The 16471-nt window shown below is 69.2% G+C and carries 21 protein-coding genes; 12 read left to right on the top strand and 9 right to left on the bottom strand.

Features of this window, described 5'->3' with window-relative positions:
- Positions 1-22 precede the first annotated feature (22 nt).
- Positions 23-271: an SCO4226 family nickel-binding protein gene (locus tag QRN40_RS01625; protein WP_285113741.1), complete on the top strand. Its 249-nt coding sequence runs from the start codon at positions 23-25 to the stop codon at positions 269-271.
- A gap of 102 nt (positions 272-373) precedes the next feature.
- Here QRN40_RS01625 and QRN40_RS01620 read toward each other — a convergent pair whose 3' ends face one another.
- The gene (locus QRN40_RS01620; RefSeq protein ID WP_285113740.1) at positions 374-619 is read right to left on the bottom strand and encodes a hypothetical protein; all 246 of its coding nucleotides are present in this window, start codon (positions 617-619) and stop codon (positions 374-376) included.
- A 60-nt stretch (positions 620-679) separates the two neighbouring features.
- Here QRN40_RS01620 and QRN40_RS01615 point away from each other — a divergent pair, with 60 nt between their 5' ends.
- Complete coding sequence (locus tag QRN40_RS01615; protein WP_285113739.1) at positions 680-1009, top strand: hypothetical protein; 330 nt, start codon at positions 680-682, stop codon at positions 1007-1009.
- Between the two features lie 6 nt (positions 1010-1015).
- Here the strand turns inward: QRN40_RS01615 and QRN40_RS01610 are convergent, their stop codons facing one another.
- Both QRN40_RS01610 and QRN40_RS01605 read right to left on the bottom strand, forming a co-directional pair.
- A complete protein-coding gene (locus tag QRN40_RS01610; protein WP_285113738.1) occupies positions 1016-1192 on the bottom strand; it encodes a hypothetical protein in 177 nt (58 codons plus the stop codon).
- Positions 1193-1202: 10 nt separating this feature from the next.
- Complete coding sequence (locus QRN40_RS01605; RefSeq protein ID WP_285113737.1) at positions 1203-1421, bottom strand: hypothetical protein; 219 nt, start codon at positions 1419-1421, stop codon at positions 1203-1205.
- Between the two features lie 89 nt (positions 1422-1510).
- Between QRN40_RS01605 and QRN40_RS01600 the strand changes: the two genes are divergently transcribed.
- From QRN40_RS01600 to QRN40_RS01585, 4 genes are all read left to right on the top strand, one after another.
- Positions 1511-2242, top strand: a complete 732-nt coding sequence (locus QRN40_RS01600; RefSeq protein WP_285113736.1) for a LuxR C-terminal-related transcriptional regulator — start codon at positions 1511-1513, stop codon at positions 2240-2242.
- A 149-nt stretch (positions 2243-2391) separates the two neighbouring features.
- Positions 2392-3132 (top strand): response regulator transcription factor, encoded by a 741-nt coding sequence (locus QRN40_RS01595; RefSeq protein ID WP_285113735.1) that lies wholly within the window; start codon positions 2392-2394, stop codon positions 3130-3132.
- Between the two features lie 7 nt (positions 3133-3139).
- Entirely contained in the window at positions 3140-3664 is a 525-nt protein-coding gene (locus QRN40_RS01590; protein WP_285113734.1) for a response regulator transcription factor, read from the top strand.
- Positions 3665-4166: 502 nt separating this feature from the next.
- Positions 4167-4370 carry a hypothetical protein gene (locus QRN40_RS01585; protein WP_285113733.1) on the top strand — a complete coding sequence of 68 codons (204 nt, stop codon included), beginning with the start codon at positions 4167-4169 and terminating at the stop codon, positions 4368-4370.
- 112 nt (positions 4371-4482) lie between these two features.
- Here QRN40_RS01585 and QRN40_RS01580 read toward each other — a convergent pair whose 3' ends face one another.
- Both QRN40_RS01580 and QRN40_RS01575 read right to left on the bottom strand, forming a co-directional pair.
- Positions 4483-5118: a response regulator transcription factor gene (locus QRN40_RS01580; RefSeq protein ID WP_285113732.1), complete on the bottom strand. Its 636-nt coding sequence runs from the start codon at positions 5116-5118 to the stop codon at positions 4483-4485.
- Positions 5115-6326 (bottom strand): histidine kinase, encoded by a 1212-nt coding sequence (locus QRN40_RS01575; RefSeq protein WP_285113731.1) that lies wholly within the window; start codon positions 6324-6326, stop codon positions 5115-5117. The genes QRN40_RS01580 and QRN40_RS01575 overlap by 4 nt, the downstream gene beginning before the upstream one ends.
- A gap of 189 nt (positions 6327-6515) precedes the next feature.
- On the opposite strand from QRN40_RS01575, the gene QRN40_RS01570 reads away from it, so the two are divergent.
- A complete protein-coding gene (locus tag QRN40_RS01570) occupies positions 6516-7142 on the top strand; it encodes a putative glycolipid-binding domain-containing protein (protein WP_285113730.1) in 627 nt (208 codons plus the stop codon).
- A 17-nt stretch (positions 7143-7159) separates the two neighbouring features.
- Here the strand turns inward: QRN40_RS01570 and QRN40_RS01565 are convergent, their stop codons facing one another.
- Both QRN40_RS01565 and QRN40_RS01560 read right to left on the bottom strand, forming a co-directional pair.
- Positions 7160-7378, bottom strand: a complete 219-nt coding sequence (locus QRN40_RS01565; RefSeq protein ID WP_285113729.1) for a hypothetical protein — start codon at positions 7376-7378, stop codon at positions 7160-7162.
- A 35-nt stretch (positions 7379-7413) separates the two neighbouring features.
- A complete protein-coding gene (locus QRN40_RS01560; RefSeq protein WP_285113728.1) occupies positions 7414-8856 on the bottom strand; it encodes a GmrSD restriction endonuclease domain-containing protein in 1443 nt (480 codons plus the stop codon).
- A 176-nt stretch (positions 8857-9032) separates the two neighbouring features.
- On the opposite strand from QRN40_RS01560, the gene QRN40_RS01555 reads away from it, so the two are divergent.
- The 3 genes from QRN40_RS01555 to trxA are packed head-to-tail and all read left to right on the top strand — an operon-like array spanning position 9033 to position 11775.
- The gene (locus tag QRN40_RS01555; protein ID WP_285113727.1) at positions 9033-9596 is read left to right on the top strand and encodes a PadR family transcriptional regulator; all 564 of its coding nucleotides are present in this window, start codon (positions 9033-9035) and stop codon (positions 9594-9596) included.
- Positions 9597-9601: 5 nt separating this feature from the next.
- The gene (locus tag QRN40_RS01550; RefSeq protein ID WP_502878889.1) at positions 9602-11350 is read left to right on the top strand and encodes an ABC1 kinase family protein; all 1749 of its coding nucleotides are present in this window, start codon (positions 9602-9604) and stop codon (positions 11348-11350) included.
- 38 nt (positions 11351-11388) lie between these two features.
- A complete protein-coding gene (gene trxA / locus QRN40_RS01545; RefSeq protein WP_285113725.1) occupies positions 11389-11775 on the top strand; it encodes a thioredoxin in 387 nt (128 codons plus the stop codon).
- A 32-nt stretch (positions 11776-11807) separates the two neighbouring features.
- Here the strand turns inward: trxA and QRN40_RS01540 are convergent, their stop codons facing one another.
- The gene (locus tag QRN40_RS01540; RefSeq protein WP_285113724.1) at positions 11808-12113 is read right to left on the bottom strand and encodes a hypothetical protein; all 306 of its coding nucleotides are present in this window, start codon (positions 12111-12113) and stop codon (positions 11808-11810) included.
- A 418-nt stretch (positions 12114-12531) separates the two neighbouring features.
- Between QRN40_RS01540 and QRN40_RS01535 the strand changes: the two genes are divergently transcribed.
- Together QRN40_RS01535 and QRN40_RS01530 are read left to right on the top strand one after the other, a co-directional pair.
- A complete protein-coding gene (locus QRN40_RS01535) occupies positions 12532-14931 on the top strand; it encodes an excinuclease ABC subunit UvrA (RefSeq protein ID WP_502878929.1) in 2400 nt (799 codons plus the stop codon).
- An 11-nt stretch (positions 14932-14942) separates the two neighbouring features.
- Positions 14943-15359, top strand: coding sequence for a DUF4186 domain-containing protein (locus QRN40_RS01530; RefSeq protein WP_285113723.1), 417 nt, complete (start codon positions 14943-14945; stop codon positions 15357-15359).
- On the opposite strand, the gene QRN40_RS01525 is transcribed toward QRN40_RS01530, so the two are convergent.
- Positions 15321-16334: a LacI family DNA-binding transcriptional regulator gene (locus QRN40_RS01525; RefSeq protein ID WP_285113722.1), complete on the bottom strand. Its 1014-nt coding sequence runs from the start codon at positions 16332-16334 to the stop codon at positions 15321-15323. The genes QRN40_RS01530 and QRN40_RS01525 overlap by 39 nt on opposite strands.
- Positions 16335-16471: the final 137 nt, after the last annotated feature.

Here is a 16471-nt window from a genome sequence, read left to right as displayed (position 1 = left end):
CATCACAAGAGAGGAGCCGATCATGGCTACATTCATCGACGTCCACGACGGATTCGTGGGAGTCACCCGGGACCAGCTGGCCGAAGCGCACGACGCCGACGCGGCGATCGAATCCGAGGAGGGGGTCCACATCGAGCGGGCATGGCTCGACCCCGTCAGCGGCAAGGTGTTCTGCCTGTCGACCGGGCCATCGAAGGAGGCGCTCATGCGCATCCACGAGCGCGCCGGTCACCCGACCGATCAGGTCTACGAGGTGAGCATTCAGGTGTGACGGTCGCACGGATGCGACGCGGGCAAGCTACACGGTGCCGGTAGTCCTTTCCGTCATCGGTGACCGTGCGGAGGAGGAACCGCCACGGTTCTCTTCGGCGGTTCACCAGCCACGGCGTCGTCCTTCTTCAGTTCGCCTGCTGAGGTAGACGACGGTCGCCCACGCCCAGACGGCGAGGACCAGCAGTGCGATGGCGAGGACACCTGCGAACCAATCCCCGCGGGTCAGCCACCTCGCGGCGTCCACGGCGAACACGAGCGAGTACACGATCGCGCTCGTGAGCGCCCACCCGCGGTTGCCGCCGGTAGACCGTGCCCACCACGGGCCCTTCGACGGCATACCTGTCACGGGTCGGACTCTACTCGCGGCTCTCCAGGCCCGTGGCTGCCCTGTCGATACCCTGACGGTATGCGGAGGCGGTGGCGGGGGCTCCTCGTGGGTGGGGCGGGGGCTTTGCTGTTCTCCGCGGTGCTGGTGTTCTTCGTGCAGTTGCACGCCGCCACCGCCGACTGGTGGCCGAAGGCGATCCCCACCCGTGTCCAGTACGACGGGCGTGACTTCACCTGCGGCAACGACCCGCACAAGCTGGACGCCAGCCAGGCCACCGGCCTGGTCGCACGCGGACGGACGATCGGCGGCGGCACCATTTACGCGCCCGCGCGCGACGGGCGCCCGTCCGGTGTCGTGGTTCGAGACGGGAACCGGTTCTATTGGTGCTCGCTCAGCGGGGGGCCGTAGCTGCGATCAGCGATGCCGGGGGCGCGCCGCGAGCAGGACAACGGCGACCACCGCTGCCACCACGGCGAGAATGACGAACGGCAGCCATAACGGTGTCGTACCGACCACGACAATAACGTCCTGGCACGGTCGACCATCTGGTGACGGCGTCGGGCACGACGCCAGGGGCAGCGGGTCGGTCACGGGACGGACTCTACTCGCCGCCCTGTTGACGCTTCGCCCGCTCGTACTGCCGGAAGTTCACGACAGCCTGGACGGTGAAGATGACTCCGAGCCCGATGTTGAGCCACCCGGTAGCGCCGCCGATCACCACACCGAAGATGCCGGCTCCGAACATGAGGGCAGCGCCGACGGTCATCACCCACGCGAAGTTCCGCCAGTACACGGGGCGGCGCGTGCTCGGGTCGGTCACGGGTCGGACTCTAGTCGAAGTGCAGTCTTATAAGTCGGTGGTGTCCGGCGGTACTCTTCATCCGTCACCGCATCGGGGGAGGTTCCCGCATGAGCGTTGACCCGACGGCCACACTCACTCTGTACGCGCAACCGGGCGTCGCCCGTGCCGATTACCTCGCCGCTGCGCTCGAAGCGCTCTCCGCCCAGTTCCCCGGTGAATCCGTCGGGTGGAACAGCTTCAATACGGTCACCGGGGCGGTGGAGATGATGGGGACGCCGCCGGAGGTGTTCGGCCCGGACGCCGCCACTGCGGCCGCGCTCGCCAGCTTGAACGACCATCCGATGGTGATCAGCTACATGGTCAACGGCGAGGGGATGGCACCGCGGCGCATGAGCGACCTCATCAGCCTCACCGACTTGCACCGCACCGAGGCGTATCACCAGTTGCTCCACCCGACCGGCGCGGAATACCAGCTGACTGTGCTGTCGCATCGGGCGACTCGGACAGCGGGGGCCACTTGGACGTTCAATCGCACCAGCCACGACTTCACCGACAACGAGGTCGAACTGGCCACCCATGTGCAGCGCATGCTGGTGCTCATCGAGCGGACCTGGGTCGCCACCACCCAGGTCTCCGAGGAATCGCCGCTGACCGCACGGGAAGCGCAGGTGCTCGCCTTGGTCGGAAACGGGTTCACCGCCCGCGCCATCGGGTACCGGCTGGGCATCGCGGAAAGCACCGTCCACACCCACCTCGAGCACGCGTACCGGAAGCTCGGTGTCAGCGATCGGATGCTCGCTGTGACCACCGCCCGCCGGCAACGTCTCATCCCCTCCTAGACCGGCGAGCGGTGCTCCTCACCACGCCGGTCTCGCCGCCTGCGCGAGAGCCCACGCGCCTGCGCATGGCTCTTCTGTGTTGTGCGGCACGGACAGACGGGTCTACCGTTCACCCATCGGGACCACCGAGCGAGTCCCTTGAGGCGATCGTGGACGGCACGGAACTTGCTTTACGGCTGAGCTATGACCTCGACGGCGTGACCGACCGTGAGGTGTTCCTCGATGCGGTGACGGCGTCGTTGGAGGCAATGTTCCCGTCGGAGTCTCTCGGCTGGGTAGGGCTGAATCCCGTATCGCGCGATCTGGAGATCCGGGGGACCGGCGAAGCCGGCAACCCCGAGGTCCTGGCTGCGGTCAACCGCAACATGTACCGGCATCCGCAGGTCCTCAGCTACACCTCGACGAGCACGATGGACCCGCGGCGCATGAGCGACATCATCGGGGACCGGGACTGGTTGAACCATCCCGTCTTCGCGGAGACCTTCGCCAAATGGAATCTGTCCACGCAGCTGACGATCATAGTCACACCCATGACGCCGAACTCATGGAACGGGTGGGCGTTCAACCGATACCGTCGGGATTACACCGACAGCGAGGTCGAAGCCGCGGCCGCCATCCAACCGGTTCTCGTCGCGTTCAACCGACTGACCGGGCTGGCGACGCCTCACCCGGCCATCGTCGAACGGAACCCGCTGACGAGACGCGAGACCGAGGTGCTCCAATTGGTCGGTGAGGGGTTCACCGCCACCGCCATCGGCTACATCCTTCGCATCTCAACGTCCACAGTGCGGAAACACGTCGAGAGCGCGTACATGAAACTAGGTCAGCACGACCGGGTGACCGCCGTGACGACTGCAGCCCGATTGGGAATCATCCGACTGCCCGGATGAACAGGTCATGCCCGCCTTCCACGAACATCCGGGCGTCCGCAGCTACATCGACCAGCCCGGAGACCTCTCTCCACGACGGGTCAGCGAGCTCCCGCAAACTCACGAGCGCGACTACGCCGAAGCGCTGCACATTTCGCAGGGTCTCCTCGGACACAATCAGCTGTCCATCCTCCACGCCGTCTCCGCTCGCGAAGGGTGGAGCGGTCACGGCTGGATCATCGGCCGTGACCACTCGGACTTCGACGACCCGGACGTCGATGCCGCATCGCAGCTGGCTCCGATCCTGGTCGTGCTGGACCGGCTGCACCGGATGACGCTTCCCGACCAACTCAGCACGGAACGGTGGGAACTGCTCACACCTCGCGAACAACAGATCGTCACCATGCTCAGCTCCAGCATGACCGCGCGGGCGATCGGTAGCTGGGCCGGGATCAGCGAGAGCACCGTCCACGCGCACCTCGAACACGCCTACCGCAAACTCGGAGTTCACGACCGGGTCAGCGCGATTCTCAGCGCACCGCGGCGGCCATAGCTAGCGGACGCGGCTCAGAATGAGCGGCCGCGCCCCGACACGGATGAACGGATCTTCCAGCGCCGGCATCCGCGGGCAGGTCCGGCTCAGATGCGACCAGGCTCTGGCCGCGGTAAGGCAGTGCTCCGGGATCGCATCCGCGGTCACGGCATCGCGAATCGTGGCGATGGCGTCCGGGGCGACGGGGACCTGCTCCGATAACGGGGCTGGGCTCAGACAGAAGCACGTGGCGACGACGGTCGCCGTGAGTCCTCTCAGCATGGTGATCACCTCCCATCACCGCTGATGGTGACGCGCCGCGGCAGTCGGCTGCCATTCGCACAATTGCCTAGGCAGTTCTGCCCATACCGCTCCCTGTCGCCAGCGCGCGACGATCAGCAGCGGAGGTGGAGACCATGTCAGAACCAGAAGCGATCGACCTCGACCGTGTCGCGGACCGGACCATGATCGTCTTCCAGGAGACGATCATTCCCGTGCCGATCTTCGCGCCGGGAGCACGACCGTGAGTGCGGGCAGCCGGACGCGCGTCACTGCAGCAGCCCTCGCCATTCTCGCCGCGCTCTCCCTCAGCGTCACGGCGCCCAGCGCCGCGGACGCGGGGATCAAGGGCGGACCGAGCGTCGTCGCCCTCGTCGCTCCCGGCCAGCCGCCGCTTCCGTGCGTGCCCGGCCGGTACAGGTGCCCGCTCGGGGGCGGGCTGCTCTGAGAGGAGCGGGGGACGCCCCGGCCTGCTGGTCCCTCCGCCGGCCGGGGCGGCGCCGCCGGCCGCACACGTTCGGGACACGGGCGGTCGGCGGCAACTTCGGGAGGCCGCCGCCCTACCGCACGAGTCCGTTCTCGTACGCGAAAGCGACCAGTTGCACGCGCGACGCGAGCTGCAGCTTCGCCAGGATGCTGCGGATGTGCGTCTTGACCGTCGCCTCGGAGATGAAGGCTGTGCGGCCGATGTCGGCGTTCCCGAGTCCTCGTGCGGCCAGCAGGAAGACTTCCTTCTCGCGAACGGACAGCGCCGCGATCGCTTCGGGCCTCCGCTGAGCGAGGCTGCGGAAGAGGTCGGTCGTGGCCTTCGGCGCGATGACGGAATGCCCCTCGTGCACCGTTCGCACGGCAGCGAGGATGAACTCCGGCGTGGCATCCTTCAGCACGAATCCGTCGGCCCCCGCCCGCAGCGCGGCGGCCACGGCGTCGTCGCGCTCGAAGGTGGTCAGCACCACGATGCGCGGCGGTCCGCTGGGAACCTCACGGCGGATCGCCGCCGTCGCCGCGATCCCGTCCAGCACCGGCATGCGGATGTCCATCAGCATGACGTCGGGATGCTCGGCCCGTGCGAGCCGGACCGCGTCCGCGCCATCCGCGGCGGCACCGACGAAGGACAGGTCGGGCTGCGAGTCGATCATCAGTCCGATGCCCTCGCAGAACAGCCGCTGGTCGTCCGCGACGGCCACCCGGATCATGCGGTCACCGCCCGACTCGTCGCTGCGGGGATGTACGCCGTCACGAGGTAGCCGCCCGGAGTGTCGTCGTCAGCACCGGCGTCGAGCCAACCGCCTGCCAGCCGGGCACGTTCCCGCATCCCGATCAGGCCGCGTCCGCCGGAAGTCGTGGACACTGCTTGTGCCGGGTCCGCCGGTCGAGAGGTGATGGAGAGGGCGAGCCCGTCCTCCCGCTGGTCCAGCGCCACCCGGGCCGTCGCTCCCGGGCCCGCGTGCTTCAAGGCGTTGGTCAGCGCCTCCTGAACGATCCGGTACGCGGCCAGCTGCTGCGCGGCCGTGAGTCCGGCCGTCGCTCCGAAGCGCTCGAGAGCCACCTCCACCCCGGATCCGGAGAAGCGCTGCACGAGATCGTCGAGATGCTGCAGCCCGGGATGCTGCGCTCCTTCGGGTGAGCCGACGAGCGTCTCGATCAGGACGCGCACCTCCGTCAGAGACGCGCGGGCCGTGTCCGAGATGGTCGACAACGAATCCGTCATCACACCGGGGCGTTCGGGAGCGACCAGCCGGGCTCCGTCCGCCTGGGCCAGGATCACCGAGAGCGAGTGGGCCATGATGTCGTGAACGTCCTGGGCGACCTGCTCCCGCTCGCTCGTCGCCGCAGCCTCGACCTCCGCCAGCCGGAGCTCGTCGGAGAGTCGCGCGAGTTGATTCCGGCTCTCGCGCTGGCTCGCCGCCATTCCCGCCAGCGTCCCCGCCGCCCAGGCGATCGCCGCGAAGGCGGCGCACAGGACGAAGAGCATGGTCCGAGCTGCGGCGTCACCCCGCCCGGCACCGAACCACCAGGCCAACAGACCCGCCACGGAGATCCCGGCACCGAGAGCGAACACAAGGGCGACGGACCGCCATCGGCCTCCGACCGTCGCCGCGACGACGACGATCACGGGCACGAAGCCGAGATAGATGAGCGGCGCGCCGAAGATCGCTGCCGGCACCAGCAGCTGACCGACGAGAAGAGCTGTTCCGGCCACCAGGGCACCGATCGGGCTGATCCGGCTGATCCCGATGGCGACCGACAGCAGGAGCAGGGCCGCCCAGAACGGCGATTCCGTCCGCACAGAGCCCGGGACGAGCTGGTGGCGGCCCACCTCCGCCATCGCCCACAGCGCGAAGAATCCGATCGCGAACACCGGTTCGGCCAGCCAGCGCTGGCCCCGCAAGAACGACCTCATGAGCACACGCTAGAGCGAAGTCGCCCGCGTCACGGCGCTCAGCACGCTTTTTCAGCCCCAGGGCTGAGAGACCACCCGCATTCCGGCTGCCGGACAACGCCAGGCCCGTGCTCCCGGCCGCATCGATGCCTTGAGCCCCGCACGCCGAGGGTCCATCCTGGAGCGGAGGTGGTCGGGATGCGCGGAGCGGTGAGACACGTCGAGTGGGTGGGCGACGACGATCCGGAGCGGCTGGAGGCGGCGACCATCACACTCGCCGAGGACCGGCTGGATGCGCTCGGCACCTCGCGCACGACCGACTACGTGACCAGCTGGTCGCTCGAGACCGGGCCGAGCTGGGTGACCACGCGGCTCGATGTGGCCGTCTTCGGGCGCGGGTTCAGCCGCCGGCTGGTGCTGGTCCGGGATGCGCACGGCCGCTGGACCAGCGAGGCGGCGCAGGAGGGCGTCCGCACCCACCAGGGGGAGGAGCTCGACGACCCGGGCATCGCGGGCGGCGAGTCCCTCGACGGCGCCGACGACTGCGATCTAGCCCTCTGCCCGGTGACGAACACCATGCCGATCCTGCGGCTCGGCGCCCACCGCCAGGAGGTCGCGGAGACCCGCTTCGTGATGGCGTGGGTCGCGCTGCCGTCACTCGCGGTCATCCGCAGCGAGCAGCTCTACCGTTCCGGGCCGTACGACCCTGCGGCCGGCCACGCGGTCGTCCGGTACACCAGCGCCACCCGGGACTTCACGAGCGAGTTGACCGTCGATCACGACGGTGTCGTCATCGACTATCCGCAGCTCGCCAGGCGCATCCGCGCGGGTCGCTGAGTCTCAGCGCCGGGGAGTCAGCTCTCGCGCTTCCGGAAGTAGGCGTAGGTCGCCCACTCCATCACGGCCAGTGCGGCCGCCAGGATCCCCAGGAGGTAGTTCCAGAAGCTGCCGCCGCTCAGGCCGATCACCACGAAGAGCACGAAGAGGACGGTGTAACCGATCGCCACGATGAGGGCGCCGCGCCGGTTGCGGGCGGCGATCCACCACGGCCGTTTGGGCTGCTGATCGGTCATGACCTCACTCTACGGTTCTCACGGAGAGGCCGGCCCTATTCGCAGCCGATGCCGTCCCCGTCGCGGTCGAGCTTGCGCGAGTATCCGGGCTGGCCGATGTGGATGGGGGCGGCGCCCGCCGCTCGCACGGCGTCGCAGTTCGCGTAGTACACGTCCTGCGCCGGGGGAGCAGGAGCCGGCGGAGCGGGAGCCGGCGGAGCCGGGGGAGCGGGCGCCGGAGCAGCGGGGACAGCCGGAGCGACAGGGACCGGGACCGGGACCGGCGCAGGAGCGGGAGCCGCCGGAGCCGGAGCAGGAGCGGCGACCGTCGGGGTCGGCGTCGGAGCGGCCGGCGTGAACGCCGACGACTCCGCCGCCTGCGACGAGCATCCACTCAGGATGCGCTTCATCGCGGCGCGCTCCGCGCTGGTCACCCACAGGCCGTAGGTCGCCTTCACCGAGATCTGGCGCGCCACGTACTCGCAGCGGAACGGCTTGTTCGCCGGCAGCCAGGTCGCCGCGTCCCCGGCGGACTTCTGTGCGTTGGACTTCCCGTCGACCGCCATCAGGTTCAGCGGGTCGTTCGCCAGGCTGATCCGCTGCGCCTGGGTGAGCTTCTGCGCACCCGTGATCCAGGCGTTCTGCAGGGGCACGATGTGGTCGATCTGCACCAGCGCCGAGGTCTGCGCCCCGCGGACGAAGTGGATGCTCTGCCCGGTGTACTTGTCGTCGAGCGTCCCCGACAACACCTTGCACGGACCCTGGCGGACGGCGTCGGTCAGGTCGCGCGACAGGATGTCGTTGCGGGTGTCGCAGCCGTTGCGGTCCACATCCAGCCAGGCGGCGCCGAAGTCGGCGGTGCGCTGGTAGCCGGTGGAGGGCGCCTTGCCCTTGACCGGGAGGGTCGCCAGCACTTCGAGCGCGGTCTTCGAGGTCACGCTGTTGTCGGCGAGGGCGACGGCCGGTCCGCTCTCGGCGGCGGTGACGGTCTCCGGATCGAGTGGCTCGGCGGTGCGGGCGGTCGGGGTCGCGGACGGCGTCCGCGAGGGCGTCGTGGTGCGGACGCTCGCGGCGTCGACCGCATCGACGGGATGCGCGCCCGCGGCGATACTGCCGCCGACGATGAAGAGGACGACTGCTCCGCCGAGCACGCCGAGGCCGATCGGCCGCGATTTCGGGAGGAGCGCCCATCCACGGCGTCGCGTGATCACCGTGTAGAGGCCGGTGAACAGGGCGACCACCCCGAGCAGCACGAGGACGGCGCCGAAGCCCGCTGGAGCGACGAGCGCGAGAAGGAGCAGCGTCAGTCCGCCGCCCAGCCAGGTGCTCAGCGGGATGCGCCGTGCCGCGCGCGCAGGACGCACCGCGGCCGCGGCCGGTGCCACCGTTCCGGGCTCTGCCGTGTGGTCTGTCCAGGCGGTGCCGTCCCACCAGCGCAGCTCGCCTGCGTCGTCGGGATTCGGGTACCAGCCGGCGGGGGGAAGAGGGGAGTCGGTCACGCGGGTCCTTCTCGGGAGGGGGCTCGAGCACAGTAGCGCGAAACAGGTCGCTCGGTATGGAAAACCCCCTGAACGGGGTGGGCGCGCCCATTCGCTGAGCGAAGGCTGAGCATCCTTCCCGACCTGTGGTCAGCGATATATCGTTAGGTATCGCTGAACGATCAGGGAGGCTCATCATGTCCAACTCATTCCCCAGTGGCGGCTTCGGCCGCATGGACCCGGACGCCATGTGGCAGGCGTTCGAGCAGTTGCGGTCGACGTTCGAGAAGAAGGTCGGCGGCCGGATGGGACGCGGCGATGTCCGCGCCGCCGTGCTGTCCCTGCTCGCCGAGCAGCCGATGCACGGCTACCAGATCATCCGTGAGATCGAGGAGCGCAGCGGCGGCAGCTGGAAGCCGAGCGCAGGCTCCGTCTACCCGACCCTTCAGCTGCTCGCCGACGAGGGCCTGCTCACGACGGAGGAGTCCAACGGCCGCAAGACGTATGCGCTGACCGAAGCCGGCCGCGCGGTGGCCGCGAGCGAAGCATCCACCCCCTGGCAGACCAGCGGGAAGGACTCCGGTACCGGTTCCGGAGCGACCGGTGACCGCCGCGGACCCAACCTGCCCAAAGCCGGCGTCGACCTCGCCCAGGCAGCGGCGCAGGTGCACCGCACGGGCACGCCCGAGCAGGTCCAGGAGGCGGCTGCCGTGCTCGACGAGGCACGGCGGAAGCTCTACTCGATCCTCGCCCAGGGCTGAGCCGGGTGACGCCAGAGCAGGCGCCTGCCGCGGTACCGGCGACGCCCGGGGGGAACGCGCCCGCAGCGCGGGCTCCCGGGGTGACGCCGGCGACCCGCGCCCGCTACCGCCGCATCCTGCGTTTCGCCGGATGGAACCTCGCGGTCACGTGGTGGTACGAGCTGTTCCTGCCGCGCATCGGGTTGGCAAGACTGTCGGCTCGCTCGCGCAGCAGGCGCATGCGCCGGTTCGCCCAGCGATTCCATGTGCTGGCGGTCGATCTCGGCGGCCTCATGATCAAGGTCGGGCAGTTCATGTCGTCACGCCTCGACGTGCTGCCGCCCGAGATCACCAGCGAGCTGGAGGGGCTGCAGGACGAAGTCCCCGCCGTGCCGTTCCCGGCCATCCGGGAGCTTGCGGAGGCCGAGCTCGGCATCCCGCTGGAACTCGCGTTCGCCTCCATCGACCCTGTGCCGGTCGCCGCGGCTTCGCTGGGCCAGGCGCATCGCGGGCTCTTGGTGCCCGAGCTCGCCGCCGAGACGGGGCTGGCGGCGGTCGTGCTGAAGGTGCAGCGCCCCGGCATCGACGCGATCGTGGATGTGGACCTCGCGGCGCTGCGTCGGGTCGGGCGCTGGCTCAGCCATGTCCGCCTGGTCTCCGACCGGGTGGATGCGCCAGCGCTCGTCGAAGAGTTCGCCCGGACCAGCCTCGAAGAGATCGACTACCTGCATGAGGCCGGCAACTCGGAGCGGTTCGCGGAGGAGTTCGCGGGCGACGACCGCGTGGCCGTGCCCGAGGTCGTGTGGGAGCGCACGACCAAGCGCGTCCTCACCCTCGAGGATGTGACGGCCATCAAGATCACCGACGCCGACGCGCTCCGCGCGGCCGGTATCGACCCGGCCGAAGTCGCACCGGTGTTCGCCGAGGTGATGTTCGACCAGCTGTTCACGCGAGGGTTCTTCCACGCCGACCCGCATCCCGGCAACATCTTCGTGACACCGCGACCGGATGCGGTGGGCGAGCGGCCGTGGATCCTGACGTTCGTCGACTTCGGGATGATGGGCGAGGTGCCGCCGGGCACGCGCAGCGGCCTCCGAAAACTGCTGATCGCGGCGGCATCCCGCGACGGCAAGGGGCTGGTGGACGCCATCCGCGACATCGGCGTGCTCCTGCCGACGGCCGACACAGCGGAGCTCGAGCGGGCGATGACGCACCTGTTCGGGCGATTCGGCGGGATGGGCTTCGCCGAGCTGCGCGAGGTGGACCCGCGCGAGTTCCGCGAGTTCGCGGTCGAGTTCGGCGACGTGGTGCGGTCGCTGCCGTTCCAACTGCCCGAGAACTTCCTGCTCATCATTCGCGCGATGTCCCTGACCTCCGGTGTCTGCAGTGCGCTCGATCCGTCGTTCAATCTCTGGGACTCGGTCGAGCCGTATGCGGCACAGCTGCTGCGCGACGAGCGCGGCAACCTGGTCCAGGACATCGCGCAGCAGGCGGTCGAGATCGCGGGGATCGCCCTGCGGCTGCCGAAGCGGTTGGATGCGCTGGCCACGCGCGTCGAGGACGGCACCATCGCCGTCACCTCCCCGCGGCTCGAGCAGCGTGTCGGCCGGCTGGAGCGGACCGCGCGCCGGATCGTGGCCGCCGTCGTCTTCGGCGGCGTGCTGATCGCCGGCGCCATCCTCCACGGAACGGACGAGGTGCTCGGGAACGTCTTCCTCATCGCCTCGGTCGTCCCGCTCGCATTCACCGTCTTCACAGGTCGGCGCGGGAGCTGAGGCGGAATATCGGCTGGTGAGCTTGTGTTTCACCTCACATGGCAACCACCGAGATCACCTCGACCAACCACGACCAGACCGTCTCCGACGGCATCGTGCTGCTCGACTTCTGGGCCGACTGGTGCGGCCCGTGTCACATGTTCGCGCCTGTCTTCGAGAAGGCGTCGGAGCAGCACAGCGACATCACCTTCGGCAAGATCGACACAGAGGCCCAGCAGGAGCTGGCCGCCTCGTACGGAATCCAGTCGATCCCGACCCTCGTCGCCTACCGCGACGGCATCCCGCTGTTCTCCCAGGCCGGCGCCCTCCCCGGCGAGGCCGTCGAGAACCTCATCGAGCAGATCCGCGAACTCGACATGACCGAGGTGCGGAAGCAGTACGACGAGCTGAAGGCGCAGGCCGAGCAGCAGCAGCAGCAGAGCTGAGCGCACTCAGCAGCCCGGAAGGCGCGGGCCCGTCACTCGACGGGCGCCGCGCCTTTCTCGAATTCGGGCTGGGCGACGCCGAGCAGGCGGTCGAGGTAGGTCATCACGATGCCGGCGCCGATGAAGGCGACCCCGAGCGGGACGACGCCGAGCGCGAGGACGCGCGTCAGCACATCCACGAACGCCATCAGGCCCTGGTCGAGCGGCGAGGATGTCGAGGTGGGCAGGATGACACTGAAGAAGACCTGCGGTACCAGCACTGCCAGCAGAAGGCCGGCGACCGCCAACCCGATTCCCCACCTCAGCACGACCTTCGGTCGCAACCTCGATCCGTTCACGCACGTCCCCCTTCGTCGCGGTTCGCTGCTGATGCTAGCGCCGGCCGCCGCTCGCGCCGCCCCGCCGAGCCGATAGTAGGTCCCGTCCTTCGCGCGACCAGGGATTTCTTCGCCGATCGGGTTGCAGACCAGCCGGAAAGCGCGCACCGTCGTCACCGTGACCAACCAAACCTCCTCGGCGATTCAGCCGGACGTCCGGGTGCGAGGCGCCCGCGAGCACAACCTGCGGAACGTGGACCTCACCGTCCCTCGTGATGCAATGGTCGTGTTCACCGGGGTGTCCGGATCGGGGAAGTCGTCCCTGGCCTTCGGAACGCTCTTCGCAGAGTCGCAGCGCAGGTACATGGAGTCCGTCGCCCCGTACGCCCGTCGTCTGATCGACCAGGCCGGTGTCCCCGACGTCGACTCGATCACCGGGATGCCGCCGGCGGTGGCCTTGCAGCAGCAGCGCGGTGGGCGCAACGCCCGCTCGACGGTCGGCAGCATCACGACGCTGTCCAGTCTGGTGCGGATGCTGTACTCACGTGCGGGCGACTACCCCGACGGTCAGCCCATGCTCTACGCGGAGGACTTCTCGGCCAACACGGTGCAGGGCGCCTGCCCGGAATGCCACGGCATCGGCCGGGTGTACGCGGTCACCGAGCAGCAGATGGTGCCCGACCCTTCGCTCACGATCCGGGAGCGGGCCATCGCCTCCTGGCCGACGGCATGGCACGGTCAGAACCAGCGGGACATCCTGGTGTCCCTGGGCTACGACGTCGACACGCCCTGGCGCGACCTGCCGCGCGAGGACCGCGACTGGATCCTGTTCACCGAGGAGCGGCCGACCGCCCCGGTCTACGCGGGGCTCACGCCGGCGCAGACGCGCCGGGCGATCTCCGCGCGGATGGAGCCCAGCTATCAGGGGACGTTCGTCGGTGCCCGCCGCTATGTGCTCGACACCTTCGCCACGACCAAGAGCGCGTCGATGAAGAGGCGAGTCGCGGAGTACCTGACCTCGGCCGTGTGCCCGGTGTGCCACGGCAAGCGTCTCAAGCCGGAGGCCCTCTCGGTGACGTTCGAAGGGCTCGACATCGCCGACTTCTCGCGGCTCCCGCTCCGCGAGCTCTCCAGCCGGCTGACGACATTGGTTGCAGCTCGGGAGGAGCTCGCCACCTCTGGGGCGGCGCTCGATGAGGGTGCGCGCCGCGAGGCGACGCAGCAGCGGATCGCCGCGGGCGGAGCCTCCCACGCTGCCGCACCGGACGTCCGGCGGACCCCGAACCAGTCGGTGGAGAAGCGCGCCGCGGCAGCCCGCCTCGCGGCGGAACTTCTGGAGCGCCTGCGGCCAATCATCGACCTCGGGCTGGGGTATCTGTCGTTGCACCGCACGACACCGACCCTGTCCGGAGGCGAGCTGCAGCGGTTGCGACTCGCCACTCAGCTGAGCTCCGAGCTGTTCGGTGTCGTCTACGTGCTCGACGAGCCCTCGGCCGGCCTCCACCCGCAGGATGTGAGCGCCCTCCTCGGCATCCTCGAGGGGCTGAAGAGGAGAGGGAACAGCCTCTTCGTGGTCGAGCACTCCGTCGACGTGATGCGGCACGCGGACTGGCTGGTCGACATCGGGCCGGGCGCCGGTGAACGAGGCGGGCGGGTCGTCTACAGCGGAGTGCCGGATGGCCTGGCGGACGTGGACGAGTCGGTTACCAGGGACTACCTGTTCGGGCATCGTGGGCTCTCTCCCCGGACTCCGCGCGATCCGTCAGGGTGGCTGAAGCTCGAGCAGATCAACCGGAACAACCTGCGCGACGCGACGGTCTCCTTCCCCCTCGGAGCCTTCACCGCGGTGACCGGAGTATCCGGGTCGGGAAAGTCCAGCCTGGTCAGCCAGGTGCTTCCCGCATTGCTCGGGGACCACCTGGGCCGGCCCGTCGCCGTGAACGAGGACGCGCCCGAGACCGATGACGTGCTCCTCTCGGACGGGCCGGAGCTGCTCGAAGGGACCGTCACCGGAGATCTCGACGGCGTCCGCCGGGTGGTCACCATCGATCAGAGACCCATCGGCCGCACACCGCGTTCCAACGTCGCCACCTACACGGGCCTTTTCGACCATGTCCGGCGCCGATTCGCTGAGACCCCCGAGGCACGGGCGCGGGGATACCGGCCGGGCCGGTTCTCCTTCAACGTGGCCGGCGGCCGCTGCCCGACCTGCGAAGGCGAGGGCGCCGTCATGGTCGAGCTGCTGTTCCTGCCGTCGGTCTACACCGTCTGCCCCGAATGCCACGGTGCCCGATACAACAGCGAAACGCTCGAGGTCACCTGGCGTGAACGGAACATCGCCGAGATCCTCGCGATGTCCGTGGAGGAGGCGCATGCCTTCTTCGGCGGCGAGAACGAGGTCATGCGCTCCCTGACCGCACTCATGGATGTCGGACTCGGCTACCTGAGGCTGGGCCAGCCCGCGACCGAGCTGTCCGGCGGCGAAGCGCAACGCGTGAAGCTCGCCTCCGAGCTGCAGCGCGCCCAGCGCGCCGACACCCTGTACGTGCTCGACGAACCGACCTCCGGTCTGCACTGCGCCGACGCCGACCGCCTCATCGAGCACCTGCAGAGCCTGGTGGATGCCGGAAACACGGTGGTCGTGGTCGAACTCGACATGCGGGTGGTCGCCACCGCGGACTATGTCGTGGATCTGGGGCCCGGCGCGGGGGAGAACGGCGGTACGGTCGTCGCCGCGGGAACACCCCAGGAGGTCGCGGCCGCGACCGGGAGCGCCTCGGCACCCTACCTGGCGGCAGCGCTCGAGAAGGAGCCGGCCGCTGTCGGTGGTGACCGGTAAGTTTCACGATCGTGGACCAGGAGCAGCTCGATCTCAGGCTGGAACGGATCGGCCGGATCCCGTTCCGGGCGAAGTTCCATCTGCGACCCGTCGAGCGCGAATACCTCGCATCCCGCGGCATGGAGGTGATCCGGCAGCACGCGCGAGAATTCGTGGATGCGCGGCTCGCCCCCGCGTTTCCCGCCAAGGACGGAAAGCAGACCCCCTGGGGCGGCCATCCCGTCTTCCGGGCTCAGCACGCCACCGCGACCTGCTGTCGTACCTGTCTGCAGATCAACCACGGGATAGCGAAAGGCCATGAACTGAGCCCCCGCGAGCGTGCGTACGTCGTCGACGTCATCTGTCGCTGGATCGAGCTCGAGTCGCAGCGGAACCGGGCGGTAGGCCGGTCAGGCGCCGGCGGCGGTGCTCTCGCGGGCGACCAGTGACGGCTGGAACTCGACGTGGACCGGGGGAGCGTCGGGCTGGGCGGTGAGCTGAAGGAGGAGGTCCATCGCGGTCGAGCCGATCTCGTGACTGGGCTGGCGGATGGATGACAGCGGCACCACCGCCGCCGAGGCGAAGGCGATGTCGTCGTAGCCGATGAGCGCCATCTCCTCGGGTACCCGGATCCCGTGTTGCAGCAGGGTCTGCAGGAGGCCGATCGCGAGGAGGTCGTTCGCGGCGAAGACGGCGTCGGGGCGATCCTCCGGCCGGCGTTCCGCGAGCGCCGCGCCGACGCGCTGACCGCCCTCGATGGTGAGGCTGTCCGTCTCGAGCTTCTCGATCGTGCTGCCCGGGAGGGAGACGGCGAGCTCGTCCGCAGCGCCCCGGTAGCGGTCGGCGACCTGCTCGATCGCGAACGGCCCGCCGGCGAACGCGATCCGGCGGAAGCCGCGGTCGGCCAGGTGCGAGGCGGCGAGGCACCCGCCGGCAACGTCGTCGACGGCGACCGAGCTGAACGACCGGTCGAGACTGGTGCGGTCGACGAGCACCGAGGGGATGCCGCGCTCGCGCAGGCGTTGCAGCCGCGCGGTGGCGTCGCCGACGGGGGAGATGAGCACGCCGCGGATGCGCTCCTGCTCGAACATCGTCAGGTAGCCCGCTTCGCGCTGCTCGTTCTCGTCCGAGTTGCCGACGAGCACGGAGAGACCGTCGCGCGCCGCGCGATCCTCGGCACCGCGGATGAGGGACGCGAAGAACGGGTTGCCGACGTCGAGCACGACCATGCCGATCCCGCTTCCCTGTCCCATCCGCAGCTGCCGTGCCGCGTTGTTGCGCACGAAGCCGAGCTCGGCGATGGCGGACTGCACGCGCTGCAGCACGGCGTCGGAGACGCGCTCCGGGCGGTTGAGGACGTTCGACACGGTCCCGACGGAGACGCCGGCGAGGGCGGCGACATCCTTGACGCTGGCGGAGGGCATGGAGGTATTATCCACGTTTCACAATCATTGTCGCGAGATATTCAAACGTGACTTGACGCGGCTCGGCTTTTCTGGCAACGTCATTTTCACGTTTCAAATTGAAACGGTTCACAGCACTCGACGTGGAGAAGCGTTCC

The organism is Leifsonia sp. fls2-241-R2A-40a, from assembly GCF_030209575.1.
Lineage (GTDB): Bacteria > Actinomycetota > Actinomycetes > Actinomycetales > Microbacteriaceae > Leifsonia.
The sequence above is the reverse complement of the archived record's forward strand: the minus strand, read 5'-3'. Positions and strand labels throughout refer to the sequence as shown.